The organism is Halobellus marinus (assembly GCF_032113415.1).
In the GTDB taxonomy this organism is placed as follows: Archaea; Halobacteriota; Halobacteria; order Halobacteriales; family Haloferacaceae; genus Haloquadratum; species Haloquadratum marinus.
Genome location: NZ_CP134946.1, coordinates 563811 through 588133, shown reverse-complemented (window position 1 = coordinate 588133; position 24323 = coordinate 563811). Strand labels below are relative to the sequence as shown.

Below are 24323 nucleotides of genomic sequence, written 5' to 3'. Positions count from 1 at the left end.
ACTCCGGGCATCACGCCGAGACGAACTCGTCGGCGTCGGAACCGAAGACGAAGACGAGTACGCCCGCGAGCGCGAAGCCGACCGCGAGCGGGGCCAGCGCGAGGAGGTATCCCGACCCGACGAGGCTACCCGCGACGATCGGCCCTAAGATCCCGGCGATCCGGCCGGTTCCTTCCGCCACCCCGGAGCCGGTACTGCGGAGACTCGTCGGAAACTGTGCGGGCGTGTAAGCCCGGAGCGACCCGAAGGCCCCAACGGAAAAGAAACTCGCCGCCAACAGCCCGAACAGAAACGGCCAGAATCCCGACAGCGGGGTGAATCCGACACCGGGAAGCGCAGCCGCGAAGACGTACGTGCCGAGCCCCGAGAGGAGGAGATACCCCCCGAGCGTCCGCTTTGCCCCCACGCGGTCGACGAGCCAGGCGGCGCTGAGATAGCCCGGAATCTGGACGACGCTGGCGAGCAGTAGATACTGATACGTGCCGCCGACGAACTCCGCGGCACCGATCGCGCCCGGGAGCCAGATGAACACGCCGAAGAATCCGAAGTTGGTGCCGAACCAGGCGAGCGACGTCACCACGGTCCGACGGCCCAGCGAGGGCGAGAGCAACTGTTTGAATCCGGCGTCGTCGTCGTCCGCCGTCCGGACCACGAGCCGGACCGCCGAGAGATCGAGCGGCGCGCCGTTTCCCGTGGAAATGGCTTCGAGCCGTTCACGGGCCGCGGTTTCGCGACCGTGGTCGGCCAGATAGTGCGGGGAGTCGCCGAAGCGGCCGAACAGCGGAACAAGCAGGATCGGCGTCGCCCCGACCACAAAGAGGAGTCGCCAGTGTTCGAATCCACCGGCGGGCATCGAGAACGCGAACGGAGTGAGAAGCACCCACGCCAGAAGCACCGCCGCGATCGAGCCGATCGCCCAGAACGCGTCGAGATACGTGAGATACCGCCCCCGGTCGCCGTCCGCGAGGTGTTCGCTCAGGTAGACCGTCGTCGCCGTTGCGGTGCCGCCGATGCCGATACCGGTCAGAAACCGCAGAAGCGTGGCCGAATAGAGACCACCCGAGAGGGCCGTGAGACCCGCAGAAACCGCATACACCGCCACCATCAGCTGCAGCGTCCGCAGCCGACCGTAGCTGTCGGCGAGTCGGCCGCCGAGCGGGCTGCCGAGAACCATCCCCCCAAGACTGGCGCTGCCGAGCACCCCGGCCGCAGTCCCGGAGAGCCCCCACACCGCGGTCATCGTCGGGAGCGTAAACGAGATCAGGAGCACTTCCATCGCCGCAAGCGCCCAGGCGGTGCCCGTCGCAACGAGGACGTTCCGCTGGACAGGACCTCGCGGGATCCGCGTCAGAACCTCGCCGACCGGAAGCGGACTCGCCATCGTGGGCGTCAGCCCGAGTGAGACTCGTCGGCGGTGTCGTCAGTGACGACAGCATCGGCTTCGATCTCGACGACGAGCGCCGGATCGAGCAGTTCGGCGACGCCGACGATACTGGTCGCCGGCCGGACGTCGCCGAACGCGTCGGCGTGTGCCGTCCCGACGGCCTCCCAGTCGTCGATATCGGTGAGGAAGATTCGAGTGCGGACCACATCCGCAAGCGAGGCACCGGCCTCTTCGAGGGCGCTCTCGATGAGATCGAAGATGTGTGTCGCCTGCTCGTACGGGTCGTTCGGAGCGACGACGGCGCCGTCATCGTCGGTCGCTGTAGTGCCCGAGACGCGGATCTCGTCGCCGACGCGAACCGCCCGCGAATAGCCGAACTTCGGTTCCCACTTGGTTCCTGTAGAAATATTCTGACGCGACATACGACACCGATGGACGCAACGGAGTATAAATTAGGATGTTTAATTTTGTGGGTATGGTGAACGGTCAATCGAATGTCCCGAAGCGCAACCAGTCCGGGGCTCTCGACTTGAAGGGAATATCACACCGTTCGAGCCCACGGCAGCCCGTCACGGCGCGATCGGAGGCGCGTCTGAACGTAAATCGAGGGGATCGGGATATGCGGAATTTCGTTGCACTCAACGGCAGTGATTGATCCGTCGTCCCAAAATCTATAGTATCTCGAATCGAAGCCCCCTCTATGGTACAGATCGACATCAACTGCGATATGGGCGAGAGCTTCGGGAACTGGACGATGGGGCGAGACGACGAGGTGATGCCGTACATCACGTCGGCGAACGTCGCCGGCGGCTACCACGGGGGCGATCCGCACGTGATGCGGGAGACGGTCCAGCTCGCGTCGGACCACGGCGTCGGCGTCGGTGTCCACCCCGGCCTGCCGGACAAGATGGGCTTCGGTCGCCGGAAGATGGACGCCACGCCCGAGGAAGTCAAAGATTACGTCACCTACCAGCTGGGCGCGCTCCGGGCGTTCTGCGACCAGCACGGCGTCACGTTCCAGCACGTCAAGCCCCACGGGGCGATGTACTCGATGCTCTCGGAGAGTCCCGAGCACGCCCGTGCAGTGATGGAGGGAATCCTCGACGTCGACGAGGATCTCATCTATCTCGCGACGGATATGAACATCTACGAGGTCACAGAAGAGTACGACGAACTCGATGCCGTCTTCGAGGGCTACGTCGACCTCGATTACAACCCCGACCGGAGCCTGATCGTCGAGCAGGAGAAACAGGCCCGGGACCCGGACCTCGTCGCCGACAGGCTCGTCAGGATCGCGACCGAGGGAAAAGTCGAAGCCGCCAACGGCGAGGATATCGACATTCCGGCCGACAGCATCTGTATCCACGGCGACACGCCGAACGCTGTCGAGATCCTCGAAACCGTCCACGACCGGCTCGAGGAACACGACATCGAACTCGCACCGCTTCACGAGATCGTCTGATAACGATTACTCTCACTGTTTACCACTGAGCGCCACCCCCGGTGGCGGCGCTCGGTGGTAAGAGACGAGAGTAATCAGTATGAGGCGCCGCGCGGACGACGCCTCGGCGGAAAGACACGATCCGCGCGAAGTCGACAAGAGACGTCGGAACCACTGGCGACTCACGTCCTGTCTTTTGTACGAACCCGTCGAGCGCCACGAGACGCAGCGGCGGTCGAAAAAACGGCCGTGCGGTTAGTGTTCCTGATTGTCGGTACTCGACCGGTAGAGCACCCCGATCGCGATCCCGATCAGGATGAACGAGAAGACGACGGTGAAGCCGGCCAGCGCGAACACCTCCGGCGAGAGTTCGACCTGAAGCTTCGCGAAGACGTACGTCGGCACGGTGTTCTCCCCGAACTGGAGGAAGACGGTCCGGGAGAACTCGTTGAATGAGAGGACGAAGCTGAAGATGATAGCGCTGATCAGTCCCGGCCGAATCTGCGGCAGGATGACGTGGCGGAACGTCTCGAACTCGTTTGCGCCCAGGTCGGCGCTCGCAAGCAGGACGTCATCACGAACCGTCGACATACTGGTGAGAATGACGAGGAAGGCGAAGGGGAACGCCCAGATGACGTGCCCGATGGCCGTCGAGACGAACGGCTGGCCGAACCCGATCTGCTTGAACAGCATCAGGAGGCTGAACCCCTGCACGACGCCGGGGACGAACAGGGGCAGAATCATCGCTCCGACGAACCCCGCCTTGTAGCTCGTTTTCCTGTACGAGAGTGCCGCCAGGAGTCCGAGGAGGGGCGCGACGATCATCGTGACCACGCCCAGTTGGATCGAGCGCTCCATCGCGGTGATCAGCGGTTCGCTTTGGAGCATCAGTTCGTATTTCGAGAGCGTGATCCCCTGCGGGACCCGGACGTACGGCGCGGTGTCCAGGGAGATGAACACCAGCATAATCGGCGGCGCGAGGATGTAGAGGATCCAGAAGCCCATAAACGCCTTCCAGAGTCGGTCCTTCGACTGATCCGAGAGCCAGGCGTCCGGATCGATCCGGAGCAGCGTCGTCGGCGCCGTCGTTTTCGTGCTCATCAGATCTCACCCACCGTTTTGAGGCCGAAGGCGTACTCCCACAGGAGTAAAAGGAAGACCGCGAACAGCAGCAGCACGGAACTGATCGCGCTCGCGAGCGGCAGGCGCGCCGAGTTGACCGCGTTGCTGATGACCGTCGCGATCAGCGAGACGTTGCCGCCGCCGAGGATGACGGGCACGACGCTCTCGCCGAGCACGCCGACGAACACGAAGACGCTCCCGATGAGCAGTCCGGGGACCGACAGCGGAAGCACGATGTGGCGGATCGTCGCCAGCGGCGAGGCGCCGAGGTCCGTGCTCGCTCGGAGGATGTCGTCGTCGATCCGGCTCATCGCGAGCCACGCCGGGAAGATCATGAAGGGCAGGTAGCTGGCGAGCATCCCGACTCGAACGGCGAACTTCGAGTACAGTAGCCAGCTGAGCGGGTTGTTGACGACGCCCAGCAGCATCAGCACGCTGTTGATGAGGCCGTCGCTCCCGAGAAAGGAGATCCACGAGAGCGTCCGGAGGATGTAGTTCGTGAGAAACGGGATAGCAAAGAGCAGCATCACCGGGAAGGTGTACTTCGAGTGGCGCTTGCGGATGCCGGCGTAGTACGCGATCGGGAACCCGAAGGCGAGCGAGAGGACGACCAGGAGCACCCCCTCGCCGATCGTCACGAAGAAGATGCCGAGCCGATAGGAGTCGATGAACGCCGCGTAGTTCTCCAGGGTGAACCCGAGTTCGAACCCGAACGGCTGCGGGATCGCGACGCTCCACACGAAGATCGCCGCGAGGGGGAGAAACACGAAGAGGGCGAGCACCAGAAGCCACGGGAGCACCTGCAGCCCGAACCGGAGCCTGTCGTTCTCGACGAGCGGCCTGAGAACTGCCGGGAGCCGCTGCTGGGCGGCGTAATCGACCCCGCTGCGTTCACTACCATCTGTCGCCAGCTGTGAGTTGTCGTGAGCCATTAAAAACTGAGAGCGCGTGAATTTAGGACGTGAGGCGGTTCCACTGGGAGTTCAGCGTACTGAACGTCTCCGGGTACCGGTTGCCGTAGACGCTGACGTCGTCGCTGAAGCGCGACCGGACCTCCTCGTGGCGCTGCTGGATGAACTCGGCGTCGAAGTCCTCCGAGTCTTCCGCGTAGTCGATGCCGAGTTCGCTCGAGGAGAGGTAGCCGCGGATCGTCGTGATCTGTGCGTTGTACCAGCCACCCATCATCCAGTTGATCAGGCGCTCGGAGGCATCGCGGTGCTCCGCGCCCGCGTTCGTGATCCACGGGCCGATGGCCCACAGGGAGTACCCTTCCTTCGGTTCGAGGTACTCGGCTTCCATATCCTGGTCACGGAGCGCGAACACGACCGGCTCCCAGGTGTCCATCGCGACGACTTCCTTCTTCGAAAGCAGGTTGACAGCCGTCTGCCAGCCGCTCCAGAACGTCCGGAACTGTCCGTTCTCCTTCTGTTCGAGGAGGAAATCGACGACCGTCTTGACGTCGTCTTCGGTGGGGTTCTCGATACTCTCGAGGTCGGCCATATTGTTCCGCTGCAGGTAGAGTGCGACCTTGTGGAACGCGGTCGCCCAGCCCGCCTCCAGCGAGGTCTTCCCCTTGAACTCCTCGTCGAAGAGGATGCCGTAGGAGTTGACACTCCCCGGATCGCCGACCTCCTGTGGCAGATACGCGACCGAGTCGCCGTTCTGGACGCTCGAAAGCGAATGCTGTTCGCCGTCGATCTCGGTCGGCCCGCTGTTTTTGACCTCGTCGTAGACGTGCTCCCAGTTGGAGAGGTCCTGCAGATTCGTCGGGTTGATCGCCCCCTGTTCGTGGAGAACGGTGGTGAGCGTGGTGTCGTTGCCGGCGATATCGAAATCCTGAGAGGCGGTCCCCTGAACGAGTTTGGTCACCGTCTCGCCGGGACTCCACGCGGCTGCGGAGTAGCTGACGTCGATCCCGGTTTCGTCGGTGAAGTCGCCCCACTCCTCGGGGTTGGTGGTTCCGACGGCCCAGTACGAGAGTTCGTCGACCGAATCCCCGCCGTCGTCGCTGTCGCCGCTGTCGGTGGTCTGTTCGGTCGTGGTGTCTTCGTCTCCGTCGCCCTCGGTAGCAGTGTCGCCGCCACCGCTCCCGCCGAGACATCCGGACAGGCCTCCGACCGATGCCGCACCGGCGACCCCGCCCGCGAGCTTCATAAAGTCGCGGCGTGATTCTTCTTCTTGACCCTCGCTAGCATTTTTCCGATCCATACAGTCTGCTGGACAGACACGGATATGAATATTTCTATTTATACGTCTCAGGTACGGCGTGTAATAAAGTTAGATTCGTATATTTGCCGGGGAACAGTGATTAAACTATACAAGGTCCAAATAATAACCTATATCTGGGACCGGTTTCAATAGTCCGCCCAGAACCACAGAAATTTTAGACGCGGTTCTAATCAGAGCTATGGACAGGAGTCAATATGGACGAACGAGACATCAAAATAATTAAAAAGATCGCCGAGATCGGTGAACCGAGTCCGAAAGCCATCGAGGAAGCGACGGGGATTCCGAAATCGACGATCCACTATCGCCTCGAAAACCTCCGGGAAGAAGGCATCATCAAAGACGGGCTGTTCACCATCGACCTCGAGAAGGTCGGACTCAATCTCACGGTCATTACCGAAGTGAATGCTGAGTACAGCGAGGAGTACCACGAGGAAGTCGGTCAGAAACTCAGCGACATCGAAGGAGTCAATCAGGTGTACTTTATTGCGGGCGACACGGACTTCATTGTCATCGCCCACTTCGCGAGCCGCGAGATGGTCGAGGACCTCATCTCCTCGTACGAGAGGATCGACGAGATCGAACGCACGAGCACCAACTTCGTGATCACGACGATCAAAAACGAGCGGACGCCGTTCCGCGACTTCGAGCTCGATACCCTGACAGATCTCGTCGATCCGGAGTGAACTGCGCTCTCTACAGATGAAACAAGGCGAGTGCCTCGGGGCTTGACCCTGAGGCGGTTCACTCGATCGTGAGTTCCTCGTCGACGAACTTCGTCGTGTGCTCGGCGTTCAGGAAGCGCTCGTCCGTCAATACCTGCTGGTGGAAGGGTATCGTCGTCGGCACGCCTTCGATCGTGGTCTCTTCTAAGGCGCGCAGTCCGCGGCTGATCGCTTCCTCGCGGTCTTCCCCGGAGGCGATGAACTTGGCGAACATCGAATCGTAGAACGGGGCAATCCGGTCGCCCTGATCGATACCGTCGTCGACGCGCGTCCCGATACCCCGGGGCGGCCGATACGTCGTCACTTCGCCGGGCATCGGCGCGAACTCCTCGCTCGGCTCTTCGGCGTTGATCCGGAACTCGATGGCGGAGCCGCGCGGTTCGACGGCGGACTGCGGGAACGAGAGGTGCTCGCCGGCGGCGATCCGGATCTGCCATTTGACGATGTCGATTCCGGTCACGACCTCGGTGATGGAGTGTTCGACCTGGATCCGGGCGTTGACTTCGAGGAAGAAAAAGTCGCCGTCCTCGTAGAGGAACTCGACGGTCCCGGCGTTGATGTACCCGGCTTCCGACGCGCCGCGCCGGGCAGCATCCCAGACTTCGCCCCGGGTCGCTTCGTCGAGGACCGGACTCGGCGTCTCTTCGATGAGTTTCTGCTGGCGGCGTTGCGTCGAGCAGTCCCGTTCGCCCAGATGCCGGACGTTTCCGTGTTCGTCGGCGAGGATCTGCACCTCGATATGACGGGGGTTCTCCAGGAACCGCTCGACGTAGACGTTGTCGTTGTCGAAGTACGCCTCCCCCTCGCGTTTCGCGTTTTCGAACTGCGATTCGATCTCGTCTTCGGATTGGACGACCTTGAGCCCGCGACCGCCGCCGCCGCCGTCGGCCTTGATCGCCACCGGATAGCCGTGTTCCTCGGCAAACGCCCGGACCTCCGCGACGCTTTCGACCGGATCGGTCGTCCCGGGGACGATCGGCACGTTGGCACGCTGCATAATCTTTCGCGCTTTCGTCTTTTCGCCGAAGTCGTCCATCACGTCGCTCGGCGGGCCGATCCACTTGAAGTCGCTGTCCTCGACGTTCGCCGCGAACCCGGTGTTCTCCGCGAGGAACCCGTATCCGGGGTGAATCGCGTCGACGCCGGCCTCGCGGGCCGCGTCGATGATCGCCTCCTGATTGAGGTAGCTCTCCCGGGCGACCGACGGGCCGATGTGGTACGCCTCGTCGGCGAGGCGCACGTGCTTTGCCGACTCGTCGGTATCGCTGTACACCGCGACGGCGTCGACACCGAGTTCGCGGCAGGCCTGGATGATGCGGACGGCGATCTCGCCCCGGTTCGCGACCAAGACACTGTCAAACATACGCGTCAATTACGCCGTATCTGCAATATTAGTCTTTTGATAAGCCGTATATTCGTACGCTATTCGGAATAGAATTTGTATGCGGGACAGCGTTCAATAGCTCCTGAGGCAGCGAAACAACAGCTCCGGAGACAGCGAAACGCTGTCACCGTGTCGACGACGGAGAACACGCCAGACGACGAGACCACGACGACGGAGAACACGCCAGACTACGCGAACACGACGACGGAGAACACGCCAGACGACGAGACCACGACGACAGAGAGCCCCGCAGACTACGAGAACACGACGACGGCGTCGGGCGCGAAGCCGACCTTGACTTCCGAGCCCTCCGAGAGGAGCGACTCGCCCGTGGTTTCGTGGACCCGGAGTTCGCGGTCGTTCAGTAGTTGGACAGCGTACTCGGTGTAGGATCCCTTGAAGATCGTATCGGTAACGACCGCCTCAAAGGTGTTCTCGTGGTCGTTGTCGAAAAGCAGCCGCTCGTTGGGAATCAAGAACGTCACTTCGTCGCCGACGGCGGGGGTGCCGGCGGTTTTCTTTTTGGCGATCCGATACTCGATGCCGTCGCTCTCGAGGGTGACGAGTCGGTCGTGGACCGAAACGATCTCGCCCGTGATGAGGTTAGGCATCTGGAGGAAGTCGGCGACGAACTCCGAGGTCGGGTTGTTGTATATTTCCAGCGGCGTCCCGACCTGCTCGACGCTGCCCTGGTTCATAATCGCGATCCGGTCGCTCATCGAGAACGCCTCCTCCTGGCTGTGCGTGACGAACACGAACGTCTTTTCGACCTCCTCTTGGATGCGCTTCAGTTCGACCTGCATCTCCTTGGCCAGCTTCTCGTCGAGGGCGCCGAGGACCTCGTCTAAGAGGAGCACGTCGGGCTCGATGACGAGACTGCGGGCCGTCGCGACGCGCTGGCGCTCGCCGCCGGAGAGCTCCTGGATGTTCCGGTCTTCCTTGCCCACGAGGTTCATCAGCTCGAACATATCGTCCGCCCGCTCGCGGCGCTCGGCTTCGGGGACGCCGCGGAGCATCAGCCCGTATTCGACGTTCTCCCGGGCGCTCATATGCGGGAACAGGGCGTACTCCTGGAACACGAGGCTCGTGTTCCGGTTGTACGATTTCACGTTGTTGACCAGATCGCCGTCGATCCGGATCTCCCCGTCGGTCGGTGTCTCGATGCCGGTGATCATCTGTAGCAGCGTCGACTTGCCGCTGCCGGAGGGGCCGAGGATCGTGAAGAACTCCCCTTCGCGGATGTCGAGATCGACGTCGTCGACGGCGACGACCGTTTCGGGCCCGTAGTATTCCTTCCGCAGGTTCCGAATTTCGATGACGTTCTGCTCGGGCGTAGTAGTTTCTTCGCTGGCCTCCGCGTTCATTTTTCATCGAATACTGACGACGGGTGTATTTAAATCCATCTGTGGGAGAACAACACAGTCCCGAGTTTGTGGTTCGAAATTAGATCCCGTATAAAGAAAAGGCTTAGATGTGGGAGGGTGTCCTATATGTACGAATGGATTCGAGTTCGATCACCTCCGCGGACGCGGGCGAGGACCACGCTGTGCTCGATGGTGCCGTACAGCTCGGCGGACTGGCAGCGGGGCTCTACGGACCCGGCGGGCGGGACAAACTCGTCGTCACCGACGGCGAGGCGGTCGTCACGGGCGATCTCCACCAGCTCTTCGACACGCTCGATCTTGCCCATCCGGGCGCTCGCATCGCAGCCAACGCCGCGGTCGAACAGAAGGAGACCGCCGGCGACGGGTCGACCGCCGTTGCCCTGCTCATCGGGGCGCTCGGTGACCGGGCAGACGACCTGTTGGCGAAGGGGATGCACCGGGCGACCATCGCCAAGGGCTTTCATCGCGGACAGCGCGCCGCGGTCGCCGCAGTTGCGGATCTGGGAACGCAGATCGCGGACCTCGACGACCCACGGAGCCGTGCGGCGATCCGTGCGTCGCTCGGTCGGGCCACCGAACTCGACGGCAGCGTCGAGGCAGTGATCGAAGCGGCCAGACTCACCCAGCGCGCACGGGACCGCGGAACCAGGGGGATCGGCGTCGATCACGTCGAGTTTCACCACCGGACTGGTGCGTCGGCCCCCGCTGTCGAATTCCGGCGGGGACTCTTTCTCGAACGGGAGCCGGTAACACCGAACACAGCACGGCAGTTCGAGGACGCACGGATCGCCGTCCTCGGCGGCGGGAAGAAAGCGGGCCACGGGATCGAAGAACGGGAACTGAAACGGACAGGCGGGAGTACGGGGAAGGGACGGACGGAAGTGACGCTGCAGGCCGAGACACCGGAGGATCTCGAGGCGTTCCGACAGCACGAGGTCGAGGACGTGAAAGCCCAGGTTCAGGCGCTCGTCGACGCCGACGTGGATGTCGTGTTCACGACGATGGGAATCAGCGATCGCGCGATCGCGGAACTCGACAAGGCCGGTATCACCGCGTTCCGGAGTCTCCAGGCCCCGCAAGCCCGTCGCGTGTCGCGAGCGACCGGCGCCAGGATCGTGATGGGGAACACCAATATCGGCCCCGAAGACGTCGGTTCCGCGGGGCGAGTCACGGTCGAATCGGCCGACGAGACGTACGTGCGGATCGAGGAGTGTGCGGAGAGCGAAGTCGGGACGCTCGTGATCACGGGCGCGCTCCGGTACGACGCGACGTCGATCCAGCGGGCGCTGATGTCCGGAATCTCGACGGGGCGGACGATCCTGCAGGGCACTCGGCTCGTGCCGGGCGGCGGCGGCACGTGGATGCAAATCGCGGCCGCCGTTCGGGACGAGGCCAAGGGGGTCGGCGACCGCTCTGCGGTCGCGATGGACGAGTACGCCGAGGCACTCGAAGAACTGCCACGAACCCTCGTTCGGAACGCGGGCGGGGATCCGATCGATACGCTCACACGGCTTCGGGCGTCGGGAGCGAGTGGTGTCTTCGATGCGGATGAGAAGGTCGTGCGCGACGCGGGCGACCGCGGTCCGTTCGATCTCGCACCGGTGGTTGAAAGCGCCGTGACGGCGGCGTCCGACGTCGTCATTCAACTCGTCCGCATCGACGATACTCTCCCGGCCGCTGACGACGACGACGAGGTCGAGGACGACTACGATTTCCGGCCGGATCCGGAGCGAGATGTCGCCTGAGTAGCAGATAGAAACCTTGTGCCGGTCTGCACGTCCAATATCGGATGACGTTCCGGTATCGATTCCGTTGTTGTACGTCATATTCTCAAAAGTATTGGCGAGCGGAGATTTACCAGAATCTATAACTCGGAGAAGAGAAACTGAACACCCAGAGAGATGACCAACGGCATCCAGCGACAGGAGCTCTCCTCGCCCAGATACGAATACGGGGGAGACGACCACGTGTTCGTGGAACTCGCAGAGGAGATGAGCTTCGACGCGAACTTCACAGCGCAGGCAATCTGTCAGGAGATCAGAGAGCGGGACCTCCCCGGAATCGTCGAGGTCGCACCGTCGAACGCCTCGTATATGATCCGGTTCGATCCCGCCGAGCAGAATCCGGACGACCTGATCGAGGAACTCAAACAGCTGAAAGAGGACATCGACATCGCCGAGTACACCTGGGAGGCCCGGGTCATCGACATCCCGGTACTGTACCAGGACGAGTGGACTCACGAGACGCTGATGCAGTTCCGCGAGCGACATCAGGATCCGGACGCGACGGATCTTGAGTACTCCGCGCGGATCAACGGGTTCGACAGCGTCGAGGCGTTCATCGACGCCCACTCGGGAGCCCCACAGATGGTCACGATGGTCGGGTTCGTGCCCGGGTTGCCGTTTACCTTCCAGATGGTCCCGCGTGAGCAGCAGATCGAGGTGCCGAAGTACGTCCAGCCGCGGACGGCGACGCCGAGCCGCGCAGTCGGCTACGGCGGGGCGTTCACGGCGATCTACCCCGTCAAGGGCGCCGGCGGCTACCAGCTCTTCGGGCGGACGCCGGTCGAGGTGCTGGACGTCGATCAGGAGTTGGCCGACTTCCAGGAGTCGATGGTCCTCCCGAACCCGGGTGACATTCTCAACTACCGCCAGATCGACCGGGCGGAGTACGACGCGATCAGAGAGGAAGTCGAAAACGGGACCTACGAGTACAATATGGGGACGATCGACTTCCACCCCGAGGAGTTCTTCGAGGACCCAGATGGCTACAACCAGCGGATCCAGGAGGTGCTACAGTAATGATCGAAGTCGTCGAATCGGGACTGTCTACGACGGTACAGGACACGGGCCGGTACGGGCACTATCACATCGGGATGCCGCCGTCGGGCGCGATGGACCAGTACGCCCACAAGGTCGCGAACTACCTCGTCGGCAACGACGAGAGCGCGGCCACCCTGGAGATGACGTATGCGGGTCCCGACCTCGAATTCGGCGAGGACGCCGTCGTGGCCGCAACGGGGGCCGATATGGAACCGAAGCTCAACGGCGAGCCGGTACCGATGTGGAGCGCCGTGCAGGTCGAGGCGGGCGACACCCTCTCCTTCGAGTTCGCGACCGAGGGCGTCCGGTCGTATCTGAGCGTCGCGGGCGGCATCGACGTCCCGTCGATTATGGGGAGCCAGTCGACGTACACGCTCATCGGGATCGGCGGCTACGAGGGCCGTGCCCTCGAAGACGGGGACACGCTCGCGATCGGCGAGGCGACTGGCAGCGCACCCGTCGGAGCGTCGGTCGACAGCGAAAACGTCCCGGATTACGCGAACAACGACACGATCCGGGTCGTGATGGGACTCTGTGACTATCGGCTAACCGACGAAGGGCGCGAGGAGTTCCTGGGTACCGAATGGAAAGTCAGCGACGAGGCCGACCGGGTCGGCTGCCGATTGACCGGGCCGGACATCGAACCGATGTTCGAGAAGCGCGAACAGCCCTTCGGGGCGGGCCCCGACGCGACGAACGTCGTCGACCTGGGGTATCCGGTCGGCTCGATCCAGATGGCCGGACAGCCGATCATCCTGATGCAGGACGCCGTGACGGGCGGCGGGTACGCGACCGTCGGGACGGTCATCAGTATCGACCGGAACATGCTCGCACAGGCCCGTACCCACCGGAACATCACCTTCGAGGCGATCGATATCGACGAGGCGCTGGACGCTCGTGCGCAGCACGACGAGCAACTGGAGTCGGTGCGAACAGCGCTCCTCGAGTGAGAGCAGTTGCTGTAGGCCATCCCTCCTGTCTGGGGCCGGCGTGACCGGCCACGGGAGACACGCAGTTGGATATGCTTCCAATTTTTCCAGCTTTCTCAAAGGAGAGTCAGTATTCGGCTGACAGCCCGGACCAAGGGGAAGATATATGTAGATCGGCGTCGGCACATACGGAACGATATGGCCGAGAATGTCGTCATCAAAGCATCGATGCCGGGCGTGTTCTATCGACGTCCCGATCCCGAAGACCCCGTATTCGTCGAGGAGGGTGAGGAAGTCGAGGCGGGAGACGTCGTCGGTCTCATCGGCGTGATGAAGAACTTCCACGACGTGAAAGCCGACGAAGCCGGCGAGGTCGTCGAGTTCCTCGCAGAGCACGAGTCGGAAGTCGACGCAGGGGACGAACTCGTCGAGATCGCTCCCGCCTGACGCCGTCCGAGCGGGCGCTTCCGGTTTTCGCGCACCTGCAGATGAGACGAAATGCCGTTTCCGAGGGTGACTTCGGAGAGTAGCTGGTGGGGTCGGACTCACGACGGAGTCGGTCTCATAAAGGAGTCGGACTCACGAAAGAGTCGGTCTCATAAAGGAGTCGGACCCACGAAAGAGTCGGCCCCCGTAAAGGAGTCGTCGAGTATCCGCTAGACATCCCCCGGGAGCGGACTGAGATCACCCGGGGAGCGACCGCCGGGGCGATGACGAGAGACCGAAACGGTCGTGGATAGACCTCATCCGATAAATGAGATATATTGTGTATCTGATCCATAAATAGGTGACAAAGTTATTTATTATACGAGCCGAAACGATCAGTATGGTCGGCCCAGAGATACACGAACTACATTTCGACGACGCACCGAACGTCGACAGCGTTCCCGGTCCGGAGAGCAAGCGGTTCCTCAAGCGGCAGCGCGAAATCGACAGTAGCGCAGTCGCCTACCCGGAGAACATCCCCATCGCGCTCGACGAAGCCAGCGGCGCGACCGTTCGGGACGTCGACGGTAACACCTTTCTGGACTTCTTCGCGGGTATCGGGGTGCTCAACGTCGGGCACACGAACCCCTACGTGATGGAGGGGATGTACGAACAGGCGGACAAGTTCGTCCACACGGTCGATTTCCCGACTGAAGCCCGGCTCGATCTCATCGAGAAACTCGAAGAGTTGGCCCCGGGTGACCTCTCGGGGAACAGCCGCGTCGTGTTCGGCGGGCCGACGGGAAGTGACGCGGTCGAAGCATCGATCAAACTCGCGAAGTTCAACACCGAGGGGAGCGGACTGGTCGCGTTCCGGAACGCCTACCACGGCGCGACTGCCGGGGCGATGAGCATCACGGCGAACAAGGGGTTCAAGGGCCACTACACGCCGATGTTGCCGGACGTCGTGCACGCCCCCTACCCGTATCCGTTCCAGGAAGGAAGAGATCCCGAGGCGGCCGTCGACCACGCCCTCCAGGAGGTTCGATCGATCCTGACCGAGCCCTACGGGGGACTCGCAAACCCCGCCGGGATCTTCGTCGAGCCGATTCAGGGCGAGGGTGGCGTCGTCGTCCCCCCGAAGCGGTTCATGAAGGGGCTCCGCGAGATCGCAGACGTTGCCGAGGTGCCGCTGATGGTCGACGAGATCCAGGCCGGGTTCGGTCGGACCGGCGAGTGGTGGGCCAGCGAGCACTACGATATCACGCCGGACATCGTCACGAGCGCGAAGGCCCTCGGCGGGAACGGACTGCCGCTTTCCTGTACGATCTACCACGAGGACCTCGACACCTGGGACTCCGGGGATCACGCCGGCACGTACCGCGGCAACGTGCCCGCGATGAGCGCCGGCCTCCGGGCGATCGAGTACATCGAAGCACACGACCTCCTGGATCACGCGACCGAGATGGGCGATATGATCCAGTCGCGCCTGCGGGAGATCGCCGACGAGAACCCGCACGTGGCCGAGGTCCGCGGGAAGGGGCTGATGATCGGTGCGGAGTTCGTCGACGAGAACGGGTCCGTCGAGGACGCCGGCGACATCGTCGCAGACGTCCAGGAATACTGCTACGAGCACGGACTGCTCGTCTGGAAGGCCGGCCAGTACAGCAACGTCCTCCGGCTCCTGCCACCGCTCGTCATCACCGAAGAGCAGACCCGGACCGCACTGGATATCATCGCCGACGCGATCACGGAAGTCACCGCCGCCGTCGCCGAGTAGCCGCTCCGCTCGCGACTCCCTTCGCCGATGGGTTCGCTGGAGCAGCCCTGTTTTTTGTCAGGTCGCGTCGTCCGGAGCGAACGCCACGTTGGTGAGCGTCTCGCCCGCGGCCAACCAGTCGACGTTTTCGGCGACGATGTCGGCGAGCCGATCCCAGTGCTTCGGGGTGTGGCCGCCGATGTGTGGAGTGATGAGGCAGTTCTCCAGGGTCCACAGCGGATGATCCTCCGGCAGCGGTTCGGGTTCGGTGACGTCGAGTGCTGCGCCGCGGATCTTCTCGGTTTTGAGCGCATCGACGAGCGCGGCGGTATCGACCACGCCGCCGCGCGCCATATTCACCAGGACCGCGTCGGGCTTCATCGTCGCAAGCGCCGCCCGATCGATCAGCGAGCGGGTCGTCTCGGTGAGCGGACAGGCGAGGACGACGTAGTCGCTCCGGGCGAGGGCGTCGTGAACGGCTGCGGGATCGAACCCGACGACCTCGTCGGTCGGGCCGCCCTTCTCGGGCGTGTAGCGGACGCCGATCGAATCGACCTCCATCCCCTGCAGGCGCTGGGCCAGTGCCTGACCGATCGTGCCGAGGCCGACGATCGTCACGGTGCTGTCAGTGAACTCGCCGGGACCGAAGTGCCGCCACTCGCCGTTTTTTTGCCGACGCCACGCCTCGTGGAGGCCCCGGGCGAACACGAGCATCTGGGCGAGCGCCTGTTCGGCGATCCCCGGTGCGTGGATCCCGCTTGCGTTGGTAACAGTGACGCCGCGGTCGCGGAGGCGGTCGCCGGGCAGGTGGTCGGTCCCCGCGAAAGTGCACGCGAACAGTTCGAGACGGTCCGCGCGCTCGAGGAGACCTTCGTCGATCGTGTTGCCGGTAACGATCCGAGCGGTCGAGATGTACTCCCGTTCCTCCTGCGGCGTTCGGGCGTGGACCACGGACTGGTCCGGCAGTCGCTCGCGAAGCTTGTCGGCGTAGGCGGCCATCGAGAGCCCCTCGGTTCCTTCTCGGAGAACCAGAATATCGACATCAGTGTCTGTCATAGCGGTTGGTATACCCGAATTCGGGTCTACTCTCCACTCGATAGTTGCGGATTTATTTTTTGTGTCGAGAGCACCTGGTGTTGCAGATGTCGGGACCGTACAGCCACGATCCCGGATCCGCTTTCCTCTGATCGCAGAGCCGTTCACCCCTGATCGCAAAGCCGTTCACCCCTGATCGCAGACTACGCCGAGTCGGTCTCGGCGCTCGTTTCCAGTTTCTCGAAGGTCTTCTCTGCCCAGCGGATCCCGTACTCGGCGCCGTATTCGACGAACGCCTGCGTATCGAGCGCGGCGAACGGGGTGGGGAGATCCAGCCCGTGTTTGATCGCCGAGCAGGCGTACTCAGTCGCCTCCGGGAAGGAAGTCTGTTCGCGTGCGACCGCGCGAGGAAGCGTCGACAGGCGACCTTCCAGTCTCTCGCCGGCATCGACCCACGCGTCGTAGAGTCCCGGGTGATCGCCCTCCCACGCGGCGAACGTCTCGCGGGTCTGGAGCCCCAGCCAGGCGTCGTAGAGGGCGGCAGCGATCTGATAGACGTCCGCGGGACCCAGGGGGACCGCATCGTCGAGTTCGCGGTAGCCCTCGCCGAAGAATGGAAGAAAATGCTCGGGGGCGTCCGTTCCCACCTGGACGAACGCCTCCGCGAGGAGGAACTCCAGGAAGGGGTCGGGGGTACCTTCGGCGCGTTTCTTCACGAGGACCGTCGGCGGGGTTGTCTGCCGCGTCCAGACGACGGTGCCGTCCCCGGGCATTCCGACAGTGAAGTCCGCCCCCGCGTAAGCGACGAGCGGGCTCGGGGCGTCGGGCGGGAGCCACTCGCTCGGATAGGTCGCCGGATCGAGCGTGTCGACGAGCAGGCCGAGATCCTCCGCCGCGGCGGGTGGAATCGTCTCGAAATCGGCCGCCGTATCCAGCACGATCGAGTCGGGGGCGTGCTCCGCGCGGACGGCCGCGACGTCTTCGGAGAGTTCGCGTCGGTCGAACATACCTGGAGTTAGGGATGCAGATGCTTCAGGGATCCGCTACGAAGGTTCGATTCGAGAATCCGTCTCAGATCCGTTGCGCGCATTCGAACGGATGTCGGAGAGGAGTCACCCGAATGCGAGGGCGAAGATGATGGCAATCGCGAGGATAGCCGACACACCGACAGTACCGAGAACGATCTTCGTCGCTTGGCTCATACCCACTCCGTCTCCGCGGTAGCGCTTAAAAGCTTCAATCCGTCGCGGCAAATCTCTCCCGGTAGCATCGAACTCCGTCGTCAGCAAACCGACGTCAGCCAACTTACTCAGCAGATCCACCTTCTCAGGTATCGTCGCCGGGATCGGGGGTGGTGTCCCAGGTGTCCGGGACTTCGATGACGTACCGACCGTCCTCTTGGAGTGAGATGATGTACTCGGTCCGGTCGTACAGTTCCATCAGATTGAGTTCGTACTCGCCGGGTGCGACAATACGGATGCTCTCGAACTGCTCGTTGAGTTCTTCCCGGAGATCTTCGAGGTCGGGGCGGTCCTCGCTCGACGGTTCGATAACTCTGCCATCGGCGTCGGTCGGCGGGCCGTCGCGGTCTGGCCGGTCGGGCCCCGAAGGAGACGACGACGCGGGATCCTGCTGTCGGCTATCGGAGCTATCGCGCCCTGCAGCGAGAATTTCGTCGGGGGAGACGACGTCGCTGCGAGCGCTCGCCTGTGCCGTGTCTTCGGGAGGCACCCGTTCCGCCGACTGGGAGTCATCTGACCCAGGATCGGCGTCGGGTGGGGATTCGACGTCGGGGGCGTCCGTGTCGGCGTCGGGTCCGGAGTCATCGACGGACGCCGGTTCGTGGTCGCCCGTGGAGTCGCTGGTGATATCGGACGCCTCTCCGTCTCGCTGATTCACCCACTGATGGGACGAGTCCGGCTGCTGGGAAGGTTCGGCGGACTCTGCAGACCCGGCGGATTCGGCGTGCGGTGATCCCGTCTCGGGGTCGCTGTCTGCTCCGCTCGTGTCGTCGAGTGCACGATCGGCAGTCCCGCTCCACGCGTTCGATCCGGTCGACGGACCGCCGGAGTCGCGTCTGGGGGTGTTCCCGCCGGTGTCAGCTTCGTGTGTCTCGGCGCCTGGATCGGCGTCCATCGCCGACGACGGTTGGAACTGGAACTTGTTTCCGCCGCAGTTCGGGCACCCCGACAGCATCTCCTTCGAACCGTCGGCGAACACCTGTCCGCAGTTGGTGCATTCGTGGGGCATCTGTGTGAGTTAGTGTGTGCGTTTCGTGGGGGATGCGTCCCGTTCGGGTGGAACGTGTCGCGGGGCGCCGCAGGTCACTTCCGTGAGACGAGTGCGCTGATTAGGTTCTCGTCTTTGTGGAGCGTTTCGATCTGGTTCGCCGGGCCGATAACGGTGAGTTTCTTCGTCGACTCCTTGCCGATCAACCGTCCGATAAAGCCCTGGTTCGTGCTTCCGGACCGTGGGTACGTCTCGATCTCGATCCCGTTGAACTCGTCGGGGCTGATCTCGGTCATCGTGACCTCGATGAGCTTCGACTCCTCGTCTGGGGACAGGCCCTCTTCGAGGACGACGATGTTGCCGTCGCGGACGCCGTCGAGGATGAGGCGGATCTTCTCCATACTCGTCAACCCCTCCATCCGGGCGCCGCTGATGAGGTCGATCTGGACACCGTCGGCGGTCTCTCCTGGTGTGACTTCCGGCATCGGTCTCACCCGAAGTACTCCGCGATCTTTCCGTAGACTTCGTCCATATTATTCCCTTCGAGCGCCGACAGCGGGACCGTCTCGTGCTGCGGGAACGCGTTCGCGACGCGCTGGACGTTCGCTTCCTCGAGGTCTGTCTTGTTCGCGAAGATGAGCACTGGCAGATCCTGACTCTCGATGATCCCGATGAGCATCGTGTTCACCTGCGTGAACGGATCCTGGGTGCTGTCGAGGACGTAGATGACGCCGTCGACGTCCTCCCGGAGCCAGTGCATCGCCTCGGCGACACCCTCCGTCGCCTCCCGGGAGCGGCGAACGGCGTCGTCTTTCTCCATATCGTGTTCGAGAAACTCTTTGTAGTCGACTTTCGTCGTCACCCCGGGGGTGTCGACGATGTCGATGTTGACGGTCTTGCCGTTACGCTCGATCTCGACGTTCTCCTTTCTTCGCGCGCGGCGGGTCTCGTGGGGGATGTGGCTCTCCGGACCGACGGCGTCGCCCGTCCAGTCCCGTGCGATTCGGTTTGCGAGGGTCGTCTTTCCGGCGTTCGGGGGTCCATAGATCCCGATCCGTTTCGGCTCGGTGTCCGAAAACATCCGGTCGACGGCCCGTGAGATGCTGTCTTTGAGGTCTGTTAACAGTCCCATCCTGGCCTCCCGGCCCTCTAGTTCCGCTCGAAGAGGGCGTATGAAGGAACCACATTTCCGTGTTCACTTAAACACTGCGTCAGACAGGCTATCGACGGCGAACTGTCGTTCGGTGGTTATACGAAATACAGGAGAAAACCCTCGGCTTTAGCCGTCATCAGAAATCAAAGATTTCTGATTGCCCGCCAGACGCAGTCTGGCGACGTGGGATGAATCCGTCACTGTTGAACCAAACCACGCTACAGTGGCAGGCCGACTCCTCAGCGTTTAAGGAATACCAGTTCTACATATAAGATATCGAGGTGCGGCGTACCGTCCCCGTTGCACTCGACGTGGACAGCGACGACGCTGTACTCCTCGAAGACACCGTAGACACGTTCCTCTGGTCGGCACAGTACGTCGTAGACCACGCTTTCAACGGTGAACTGCGTCACCACCAGCAAAACCACGCTGGACGACGAAACCTAAAACCACGCTGGACGACGAAACCTACGACGATGTGCGCGAGAAAACAGACGGGTTCTACGGTGGGTTGGTGCAAGCCGCTCGGAACAAGGCCGCTGAAGCCTGCAAAAGCGTCGTCGCACGCTGGAAAACGATAAGAAAGCTTCGAAGCCGACGTTTACCAGCCCACACGTCGTCTACGACCACCGAACCGCCACATTCCACGACTGTGGTGTACGGGTCGGACTTGAGGTTCGTACTCCCGAGCCGACCTGAGTGCTATCACGTCAAACTACTGACACAAACTACTGGATAGAGAAGTGAGTGTCGCAGTGCCCCCCCCCCCACCCCTTCGTTTCAGGTGGAACCTCCGAACAGGGGAGAGGGGGGTGTCCGAAGGGCTCGTTAGTAGCGGTACCTTTATTACTTTCAGTGTTAAATCAGATCCGTAGTGGGAGATCAGTATTAATTTCATAACTGTACTTGTTTGATTTTAATAACTACTCACCCTACTACGTTCCATTGACAGACGTTGCTTCCCAGTCTCGGAAGTCTCCAGTTGAAACGAAGGGGTGGGGGGCTACCGACAGTACGTTCGGGGTGAAACAGAACGGGCGCGGAAAACAGACCGAGTAATTCCCGTGGGTAATATTAATCCAAGACTACCGACCCAAACGGACGATACTCGGCGTCACCGCGGGGTATTTCGAGTCCAGCGGTCGGCATAGACAGCTTCGAGAGGAGCAGAGACAAGTTTTTAGTAGTGGCTCTTCCTCTGGTTCGACTGCATCAACTGGACGCGCCCCCGGATAACTGGTCCGGCAAAACCACTCGTCAAACCGCAAACTACCCGATTTACCGGTTTTGGGCGTTATCTCCAGTCGAAATAGGGGGGATATCGATGGAAGAAGACACACAATCTGACGACAGCGCCGATCCAGGCGATCATCCAGGACGGGGAGAGGGCACCCACAGCGACGGGCGAAACGAGGCGTTGTCCGTCGGAGAAGAGACTGATCGTGCCGACGAGGAAGGAAGCCAGCCGGACCAGCCAGCCGAAACTGGCACCGATCAGCCGACTGGAACGGGCTATCAGCAGTCGACCGAAACTGGCTCTGATCCGCCAACTGAACTCGGCCGTGAGCGGTCACCCGAAACCGACCCTGGTCACTCGACCGAGGGCGACACCAATATAGACACGTTCGTGGATCGAGTTGTGGCTTCGGATTCTGGTGACTCCCCCAACCGCTCCCAGAGTGATCACTCCCCTAACCGCTCCCAGAGTGACGAAGATCGTTCCGATACTGCCGAGAAGGATGTGGATTCGCGCCAGGACACCGACTCGCGCCAGGACGCCGATTCGCGACAGGACACCGACTCGGGGGTTGAGAAGTCTCAGGACCCATCACAGGCTGACTTGTCGCAGGTAGGGACTTCCGAAGCCGAATCCCCTCAGACGGATTCAGCCGATACCGACGATCTCATCACATCTACTTCCGCACACGAGAGTACCACTGACTCTGATTCGAGTCCGTCCGAATCAACCTCGTCCACGTCTTCCCACTCGACCCCCGGTCCATCCGCAACGGACCCGTCTACTCCCGACCAATCCACGTCAGCCTCCTCTACTCCCGACCAATCCACGTCAGCCTCCTCTACTCCCGACCAATCCGTATCCGGCCCATCATCCGATTCGACCGACACCTCTACAGACACGACCGACGTCTCCACATCTACCCCGTCCGCTGAATCGGCTGACACCTCCGCGTCCAGTTCGACGCCAGATTCGACCGACAGATCAACTCCGGGCTCCTCGTCCGACTCGCGCGGAGACACGACAGTAAACCTCGACGAAGTCGTCCTCGACGACGAAGACGACAGCCAGGGACTGTTCGACGACCTCCTCTCCGGCGAACCGATCTTCGAGAACAAGGAGGTTCTCCGGCCATCCTACACGCCGCACGAACTCCCCCACCGGAACGAACAGATCAATCAGATGGCAACCATCCTCGTGTCGGCGCTTCGCGGCGAGACGCCGTCGAACATCCTGATCTACGGGAAGACGGGTACCGGGAAGACCGCCAGCGCGAAGTTCGTCAGCCAGGAGTTGGAGTCGACGTCGGAGAAGTACGACGTCCCGTGCGAGGTCGAGTACATCAACTGCGAGGTGACGGACACCCAGTATCGAGTTCTCGCCCAACTCGCCAACAAGTTCATCGAGAAGAATCAGAGCTTCATCGACCGGAAGCTCGAAGAGCTGACCGACCTCCGGTCGCGCGCCGAGACGAATCCTCAGGCACTCGTCGACTCTGGATTCGGGACGACCGAGGACGTTGCTGCCCGGATCGAACAGCTCGAATCCGACCGCGAGGAGATGGAACCGGTCCCGATGACTGGCTGGCCCACCGACCGGGTGTACTCGACGTTCTTCGACGCCGTCGACTACGAGGAGCGGGTCGTCGTGATTATGCTCGACGAGATCGACAAACTCGTCGAGAAATCCGGCGACGACACGCTGTATAATCTCTCGCGGATGAACTCCGAACTGGAAAACTCCCGGATCTCGATTATGGGCATCTCCAACGACCTGAAGTTCACCGACTTTCTCGATCCCCGGGTCAAATCGAGTCTCGGCGAGGAGGAGATCGTCTTCCCGCCGTACGACGCGAACCAGTTGCGGGACATCCTCCAGCACCGCGCGAACGTCGCGTTCAAACCCGAGGCGCTCACCGACGACGTCATCCCGCTGTGTGCCGCCTTCGCGGCCCAGGAACACGGCGACGCCCGGCGCGCGCTGGATCTCCTCCGGACGGCCGGCGAACTCGCCGAGCGCGGCCAGGCCGACACCGTCGAGGAGGCCCACGTCCGGCAGGCGCAGGACAAGATCGAACTCGACCGCGTCGTCGAGGTCGTCCGGACGCTCCCGACGCAGTCGAAGATCGTCCTCTTTGCGACGATCCTCTTGGAGAAGAACGGCGTCCACAACATCAACACCGGGGAGGTGTTCAACATCTACAAGCGCCTCTGCGAGGAGATCGACGCAGACGTGCTCACCCAGCGTCGCGTGACCGACCTCATCTCCGAACTCGATATGCTCGGGATCGTGAACGCCGTCGTTGTCTCGAAGGGACGCTACGGCCGCACGAAGGAGATCTCCCTGTCCGTTCCCGTCGAGGAAACGGAGGCAGTCCTCCTCTCGGACTCCCGCCTCGGCGACATCGAGAACGTCCAGCCGTTCGTCCAGGCGCGGTTCGACAACTGATCACCTCACAGACCGACAAACGACACGCCATATGTTCGACGAGATTATGCAGAAGTTCGAGGGGAGCCCGAGCCAACAGGAGGTCATCCGGCTGCTCCTCGAACGCGGCTTCTCCGTCAACGACGAAGGACGCGTCGTTTCCGGTGGAATCGAGATCCCGAACACCGGGATCGCCCGCGAGATCGGCGTCGACCGACGCGTCGTCGACTCGACCACCACGGCGATCCTCGAAGACGAGGAACTCCGGCGGATTTTTCAGAACATTTCCTCGATCCCGAGTCTGATGGATCTCGCCCCCGTCCTCGATCTCTCGGTCCTGACGGTCGAGGTGAACGACGCCGATCAGCCCGGGATCGTCTCGGAGGTGAGTTCCCGCCTCGCCGAACGAGACATCTCCATCCGGCAGACGATCAGCGAGGACCCCGAGTTCACCGACGAACCGAAGCTCTACGTCGTCACCGACGAGCCGATCCCCGGTGATCTGCTGAACGAGTTATCCGAACTGGAATTCGTTCGTCGAGTTTCGATCGCCTGAACCGCGTTCGTGAGAACTACACCGATCGGCTGCCGGAACGTTTGCGGGAGACGTCTCAATCGACTGAAATGCACCGACGCGAA

Annotated in this window: 22 protein-coding genes and 1 pseudogene; 10 read left to right on the top strand and 13 right to left on the bottom strand. The window is 62.3% G+C overall.

The genetic code is table 11. The annotated features are described in order from the left end of the window. Positions 1 to 10: 10 nt before the first annotated feature. Together RJT37_RS02995 and RJT37_RS02990 are read right to left on the bottom strand one after the other, a co-directional pair. Positions 11 to 1381 (bottom strand): MFS transporter, encoded by a 1371-nt coding sequence (locus RJT37_RS02995; protein WP_313687674.1) that lies wholly within the window; start codon positions 1379 to 1381, stop codon positions 11 to 13. 8 nt (positions 1382 to 1389) lie between these two features. Beyond that, positions 1390 to 1806, bottom strand: coding sequence for a RidA family protein (locus RJT37_RS02990; protein WP_313687672.1), 417 nt, complete (start codon positions 1804 to 1806; stop codon positions 1390 to 1392). Between the two features lie 278 nt (positions 1807 to 2084). On the opposite strand from RJT37_RS02990, the gene RJT37_RS02985 reads away from it, so the two are divergent. Continuing rightward, the gene (locus RJT37_RS02985) at positions 2085 to 2846 is read left to right on the top strand and encodes a LamB/YcsF family protein (protein ID WP_313687670.1); all 762 of its coding nucleotides are present in this window, start codon (positions 2085 to 2087) and stop codon (positions 2844 to 2846) included. A 234-nt stretch (positions 2847 to 3080) separates the two neighbouring features. Here the strand turns inward: RJT37_RS02985 and RJT37_RS02980 are convergent, their stop codons facing one another. Genes RJT37_RS02980 through RJT37_RS02970 form a run of 3 tightly spaced genes read right to left on the bottom strand, consistent with a single transcriptional unit; the run spans position 3081 to position 6155 of the window. Next, the gene (locus tag RJT37_RS02980) at positions 3081 to 3926 is read right to left on the bottom strand and encodes an ABC transporter permease (RefSeq protein ID WP_313687668.1); all 846 of its coding nucleotides are present in this window, start codon (positions 3924 to 3926) and stop codon (positions 3081 to 3083) included. Further along, complete coding sequence (locus tag RJT37_RS02975) at positions 3926 to 4879, bottom strand: ABC transporter permease (protein ID WP_313687666.1); 954 nt, start codon at positions 4877 to 4879, stop codon at positions 3926 to 3928. The genes RJT37_RS02980 and RJT37_RS02975 overlap by 1 nt, the downstream gene beginning before the upstream one ends. Positions 4880 to 4901: 22 nt before the next feature. Then, positions 4902 to 6155, bottom strand: a complete 1254-nt coding sequence (locus tag RJT37_RS02970) for an ABC transporter substrate-binding protein (RefSeq protein ID WP_313687664.1) — start codon at positions 6153 to 6155, stop codon at positions 4902 to 4904. A gap of 215 nt (positions 6156 to 6370) precedes the next feature. On the opposite strand from RJT37_RS02970, the gene RJT37_RS02965 reads away from it, so the two are divergent. After that, positions 6371 to 6859: an Lrp/AsnC family transcriptional regulator gene (locus RJT37_RS02965; RefSeq protein ID WP_313687662.1), complete on the top strand. Its 489-nt coding sequence runs from the start codon at positions 6371 to 6373 to the stop codon at positions 6857 to 6859. A gap of 58 nt (positions 6860 to 6917) precedes the next feature. Here the strand turns inward: RJT37_RS02965 and RJT37_RS02960 are convergent, their stop codons facing one another. Beyond that, positions 6918 to 8261: an acetyl-CoA carboxylase biotin carboxylase subunit gene (locus RJT37_RS02960; RefSeq protein WP_345785381.1), complete on the bottom strand. Its 1344-nt coding sequence runs from the start codon at positions 8259 to 8261 to the stop codon at positions 6918 to 6920. A 275-nt stretch (positions 8262 to 8536) separates the two neighbouring features. Next, entirely contained in the window at positions 8537 to 9646 is a 1110-nt protein-coding gene (locus tag RJT37_RS02955; protein ID WP_313687660.1) for an ABC transporter ATP-binding protein, read from the bottom strand. Between the two features lie 134 nt (positions 9647 to 9780). On the opposite strand from RJT37_RS02955, the gene RJT37_RS02950 reads away from it, so the two are divergent. The 5 genes from RJT37_RS02950 (at position 9781) to RJT37_RS02930 (ending at position 15624) form a co-directional block, all read left to right on the top strand. Then, the gene (locus tag RJT37_RS02950) at positions 9781 to 11412 is read left to right on the top strand and encodes a TCP-1/cpn60 chaperonin family protein (protein ID WP_313687658.1); all 1632 of its coding nucleotides are present in this window, start codon (positions 9781 to 9783) and stop codon (positions 11410 to 11412) included. A gap of 156 nt (positions 11413 to 11568) precedes the next feature. Continuing rightward, positions 11569 to 12468, top strand: coding sequence for a 5-oxoprolinase subunit B family protein (locus tag RJT37_RS02945; RefSeq protein WP_311170233.1), 900 nt, complete (start codon positions 11569 to 11571; stop codon positions 12466 to 12468). Then, positions 12468 to 13439, top strand: coding sequence for a 5-oxoprolinase subunit C family protein (locus RJT37_RS02940; RefSeq protein ID WP_313687656.1), 972 nt, complete (start codon positions 12468 to 12470; stop codon positions 13437 to 13439). Before RJT37_RS02945 ends, RJT37_RS02940 begins: the two co-directional genes overlap by 1 nt. 177 nt (positions 13440 to 13616) lie before the next feature. Further along, positions 13617 to 13865: an acetyl-CoA carboxylase gene (locus RJT37_RS02935; RefSeq protein WP_313687654.1), complete on the top strand. Its 249-nt coding sequence runs from the start codon at positions 13617 to 13619 to the stop codon at positions 13863 to 13865. Positions 13866 to 14244: 379 nt separating this feature from the next. Beyond that, positions 14245 to 15624: an aspartate aminotransferase family protein gene (locus RJT37_RS02930; protein ID WP_313687652.1), complete on the top strand. Its 1380-nt coding sequence runs from the start codon at positions 14245 to 14247 to the stop codon at positions 15622 to 15624. Positions 15625 to 15681: 57 nt separating this feature from the next. Here the strand turns inward: RJT37_RS02930 and RJT37_RS02925 are convergent, their stop codons facing one another. The 6 genes from RJT37_RS02925 to RJT37_RS02905 all read right to left on the bottom strand — a co-directional run bounded on the left by RJT37_RS02925 (position 15682) and on the right by RJT37_RS02905 (position 19999). Next, a complete protein-coding gene (locus tag RJT37_RS02925) occupies positions 15682 to 16659 on the bottom strand; it encodes a D-2-hydroxyacid dehydrogenase (protein WP_313687650.1) in 978 nt (325 codons plus the stop codon). 182 nt (positions 16660 to 16841) lie between these two features. Then, positions 16842 to 17645: a DUF7089 family protein gene (locus RJT37_RS02920; protein ID WP_313687648.1), complete on the bottom strand. Its 804-nt coding sequence runs from the start codon at positions 17643 to 17645 to the stop codon at positions 16842 to 16844. A gap of 105 nt (positions 17646 to 17750) precedes the next feature. Then, positions 17751 to 17840 (bottom strand): hypothetical protein, encoded by a 90-nt coding sequence (locus RJT37_RS20580; protein WP_425604684.1) that lies wholly within the window; start codon positions 17838 to 17840, stop codon positions 17751 to 17753. A gap of 124 nt (positions 17841 to 17964) precedes the next feature. Beyond that, a complete protein-coding gene (locus RJT37_RS02915; RefSeq protein ID WP_313687646.1) occupies positions 17965 to 18888 on the bottom strand; it encodes an OapC/ArvC family zinc-ribbon domain-containing protein in 924 nt (307 codons plus the stop codon). 74 nt (positions 18889 to 18962) lie between these two features. After that, positions 18963 to 19352: a DUF2073 domain-containing protein gene (locus RJT37_RS02910; protein ID WP_313687644.1), complete on the bottom strand. Its 390-nt coding sequence runs from the start codon at positions 19350 to 19352 to the stop codon at positions 18963 to 18965. 5 nt (positions 19353 to 19357) lie between these two features. After that, on the bottom strand, positions 19358 to 19999 hold the full coding sequence (locus RJT37_RS02905; RefSeq protein ID WP_313687642.1) for an Era-like GTP-binding protein: 642 nt from the start codon (positions 19997 to 19999) through the stop codon (positions 19358 to 19360). 296 nt (positions 20000 to 20295) lie between these two features. On the opposite strand from RJT37_RS02905, the pseudogene RJT37_RS20480 reads away from it, so the two are divergent. The 3 genes and pseudogenes from RJT37_RS20480 to trpY form a co-directional block, all read left to right on the top strand. Next, positions 20296 to 20671 (top strand): annotated as a pseudogene (locus tag RJT37_RS20480) (RNA-guided endonuclease TnpB family protein); the annotation flags it as partial. Between the two features lie 1090 nt (positions 20672 to 21761). Then, entirely contained in the window at positions 21762 to 23705 is a 1944-nt protein-coding gene (locus RJT37_RS02895) for a Cdc6/Cdc18 family protein (protein ID WP_390209088.1), read from the top strand. Between the two features lie 31 nt (positions 23706 to 23736). After that, the gene (trpY, locus tag RJT37_RS02890; protein WP_313687638.1) at positions 23737 to 24240 is read left to right on the top strand and encodes a TrpY family transcription regulator; all 504 of its coding nucleotides are present in this window, start codon (positions 23737 to 23739) and stop codon (positions 24238 to 24240) included. The last annotated feature ends 83 nt before the right edge of the window (positions 24241 to 24323 follow it).

What these genes read in the sequence shown, in the direction of transcription:
- RJT37_RS20580 (WP_425604684.1), bottom strand. Translation starts at nt 17,840, where the DNA reads ATGAGCCAAGCGACGAAGATCGTTCTCGGTACTGTCGGTGTGTCGGCT.
- RJT37_RS02925 (WP_313687650.1), bottom strand. Translation starts at nt 16,659, where the DNA reads ATGACAGACACTGATGTCGATATTCTGGTTCTCCGAGAAGGAACCGAG.
- RJT37_RS02915 (WP_313687646.1), bottom strand. Translation starts at nt 18,888, where the DNA reads ATGCCCCACGAATGCACCAACTGCGGACAGGTGTTCGCCGACGGTTCG.
- RJT37_RS02965 (WP_313687662.1), top strand. Translation starts at nt 6,371, where the DNA reads ATGGACGAACGAGACATCAAAATAATTAAAAAGATCGCCGAGATCGGT.
- RJT37_RS02985 (WP_313687670.1), top strand. Translation starts at nt 2,085, where the DNA reads ATGGTACAGATCGACATCAACTGCGATATGGGCGAGAGCTTCGGGAAC.
- RJT37_RS02905 (WP_313687642.1), bottom strand. Translation starts at nt 19,999, where the DNA reads ATGGGACTGTTAACAGACCTCAAAGACAGCATCTCACGGGCCGTCGAC.
- RJT37_RS02995 (WP_313687674.1), bottom strand. Translation starts at nt 1,381, where the DNA reads ATGGCGAGTCCGCTTCCGGTCGGCGAGGTTCTGACGCGGATCCCGCGA.
- RJT37_RS02990 (WP_313687672.1), bottom strand. Translation starts at nt 1,806, where the DNA reads ATGTCGCGTCAGAATATTTCTACAGGAACCAAGTGGGAACCGAAGTTC.
- RJT37_RS02930 (WP_313687652.1), top strand. Translation starts at nt 14,245, where the DNA reads ATGGTCGGCCCAGAGATACACGAACTACATTTCGACGACGCACCGAAC.
- RJT37_RS02935 (WP_313687654.1), top strand. Translation starts at nt 13,617, where the DNA reads ATGGCCGAGAATGTCGTCATCAAAGCATCGATGCCGGGCGTGTTCTAT.
- RJT37_RS02945 (WP_311170233.1), top strand. Translation starts at nt 11,569, where the DNA reads ATGACCAACGGCATCCAGCGACAGGAGCTCTCCTCGCCCAGATACGAA.
- RJT37_RS02950 (WP_313687658.1), top strand. Translation starts at nt 9,781, where the DNA reads ATGGATTCGAGTTCGATCACCTCCGCGGACGCGGGCGAGGACCACGCT.
- RJT37_RS02955 (WP_313687660.1), bottom strand. Translation starts at nt 9,646, where the DNA reads ATGAACGCGGAGGCCAGCGAAGAAACTACTACGCCCGAGCAGAACGTC.
- trpY (WP_313687638.1), top strand. Translation starts at nt 23,737, where the DNA reads ATGTTCGACGAGATTATGCAGAAGTTCGAGGGGAGCCCGAGCCAACAG.
- RJT37_RS02975 (WP_313687666.1), bottom strand. Translation starts at nt 4,879, where the DNA reads ATGGCTCACGACAACTCACAGCTGGCGACAGATGGTAGTGAACGCAGC.
- RJT37_RS02920 (WP_313687648.1), bottom strand. Translation starts at nt 17,645, where the DNA reads ATGTTCGACCGACGCGAACTCTCCGAAGACGTCGCGGCCGTCCGCGCG.
- RJT37_RS02940 (WP_313687656.1), top strand. Translation starts at nt 12,468, where the DNA reads ATGATCGAAGTCGTCGAATCGGGACTGTCTACGACGGTACAGGACACG.
- RJT37_RS02910 (WP_313687644.1), bottom strand. Translation starts at nt 19,352, where the DNA reads ATGCCGGAAGTCACACCAGGAGAGACCGCCGACGGTGTCCAGATCGAC.
- RJT37_RS02960 (WP_345785381.1), bottom strand. Translation starts at nt 8,261, where the DNA reads ATGTTTGACAGTGTCTTGGTCGCGAACCGGGGCGAGATCGCCGTCCGC.
- RJT37_RS02970 (WP_313687664.1), bottom strand. Translation starts at nt 6,155, where the DNA reads ATGGATCGGAAAAATGCTAGCGAGGGTCAAGAAGAAGAATCACGCCGC.
- RJT37_RS02980 (WP_313687668.1), bottom strand. Translation starts at nt 3,926, where the DNA reads ATGAGCACGAAAACGACGGCGCCGACGACGCTGCTCCGGATCGATCCG.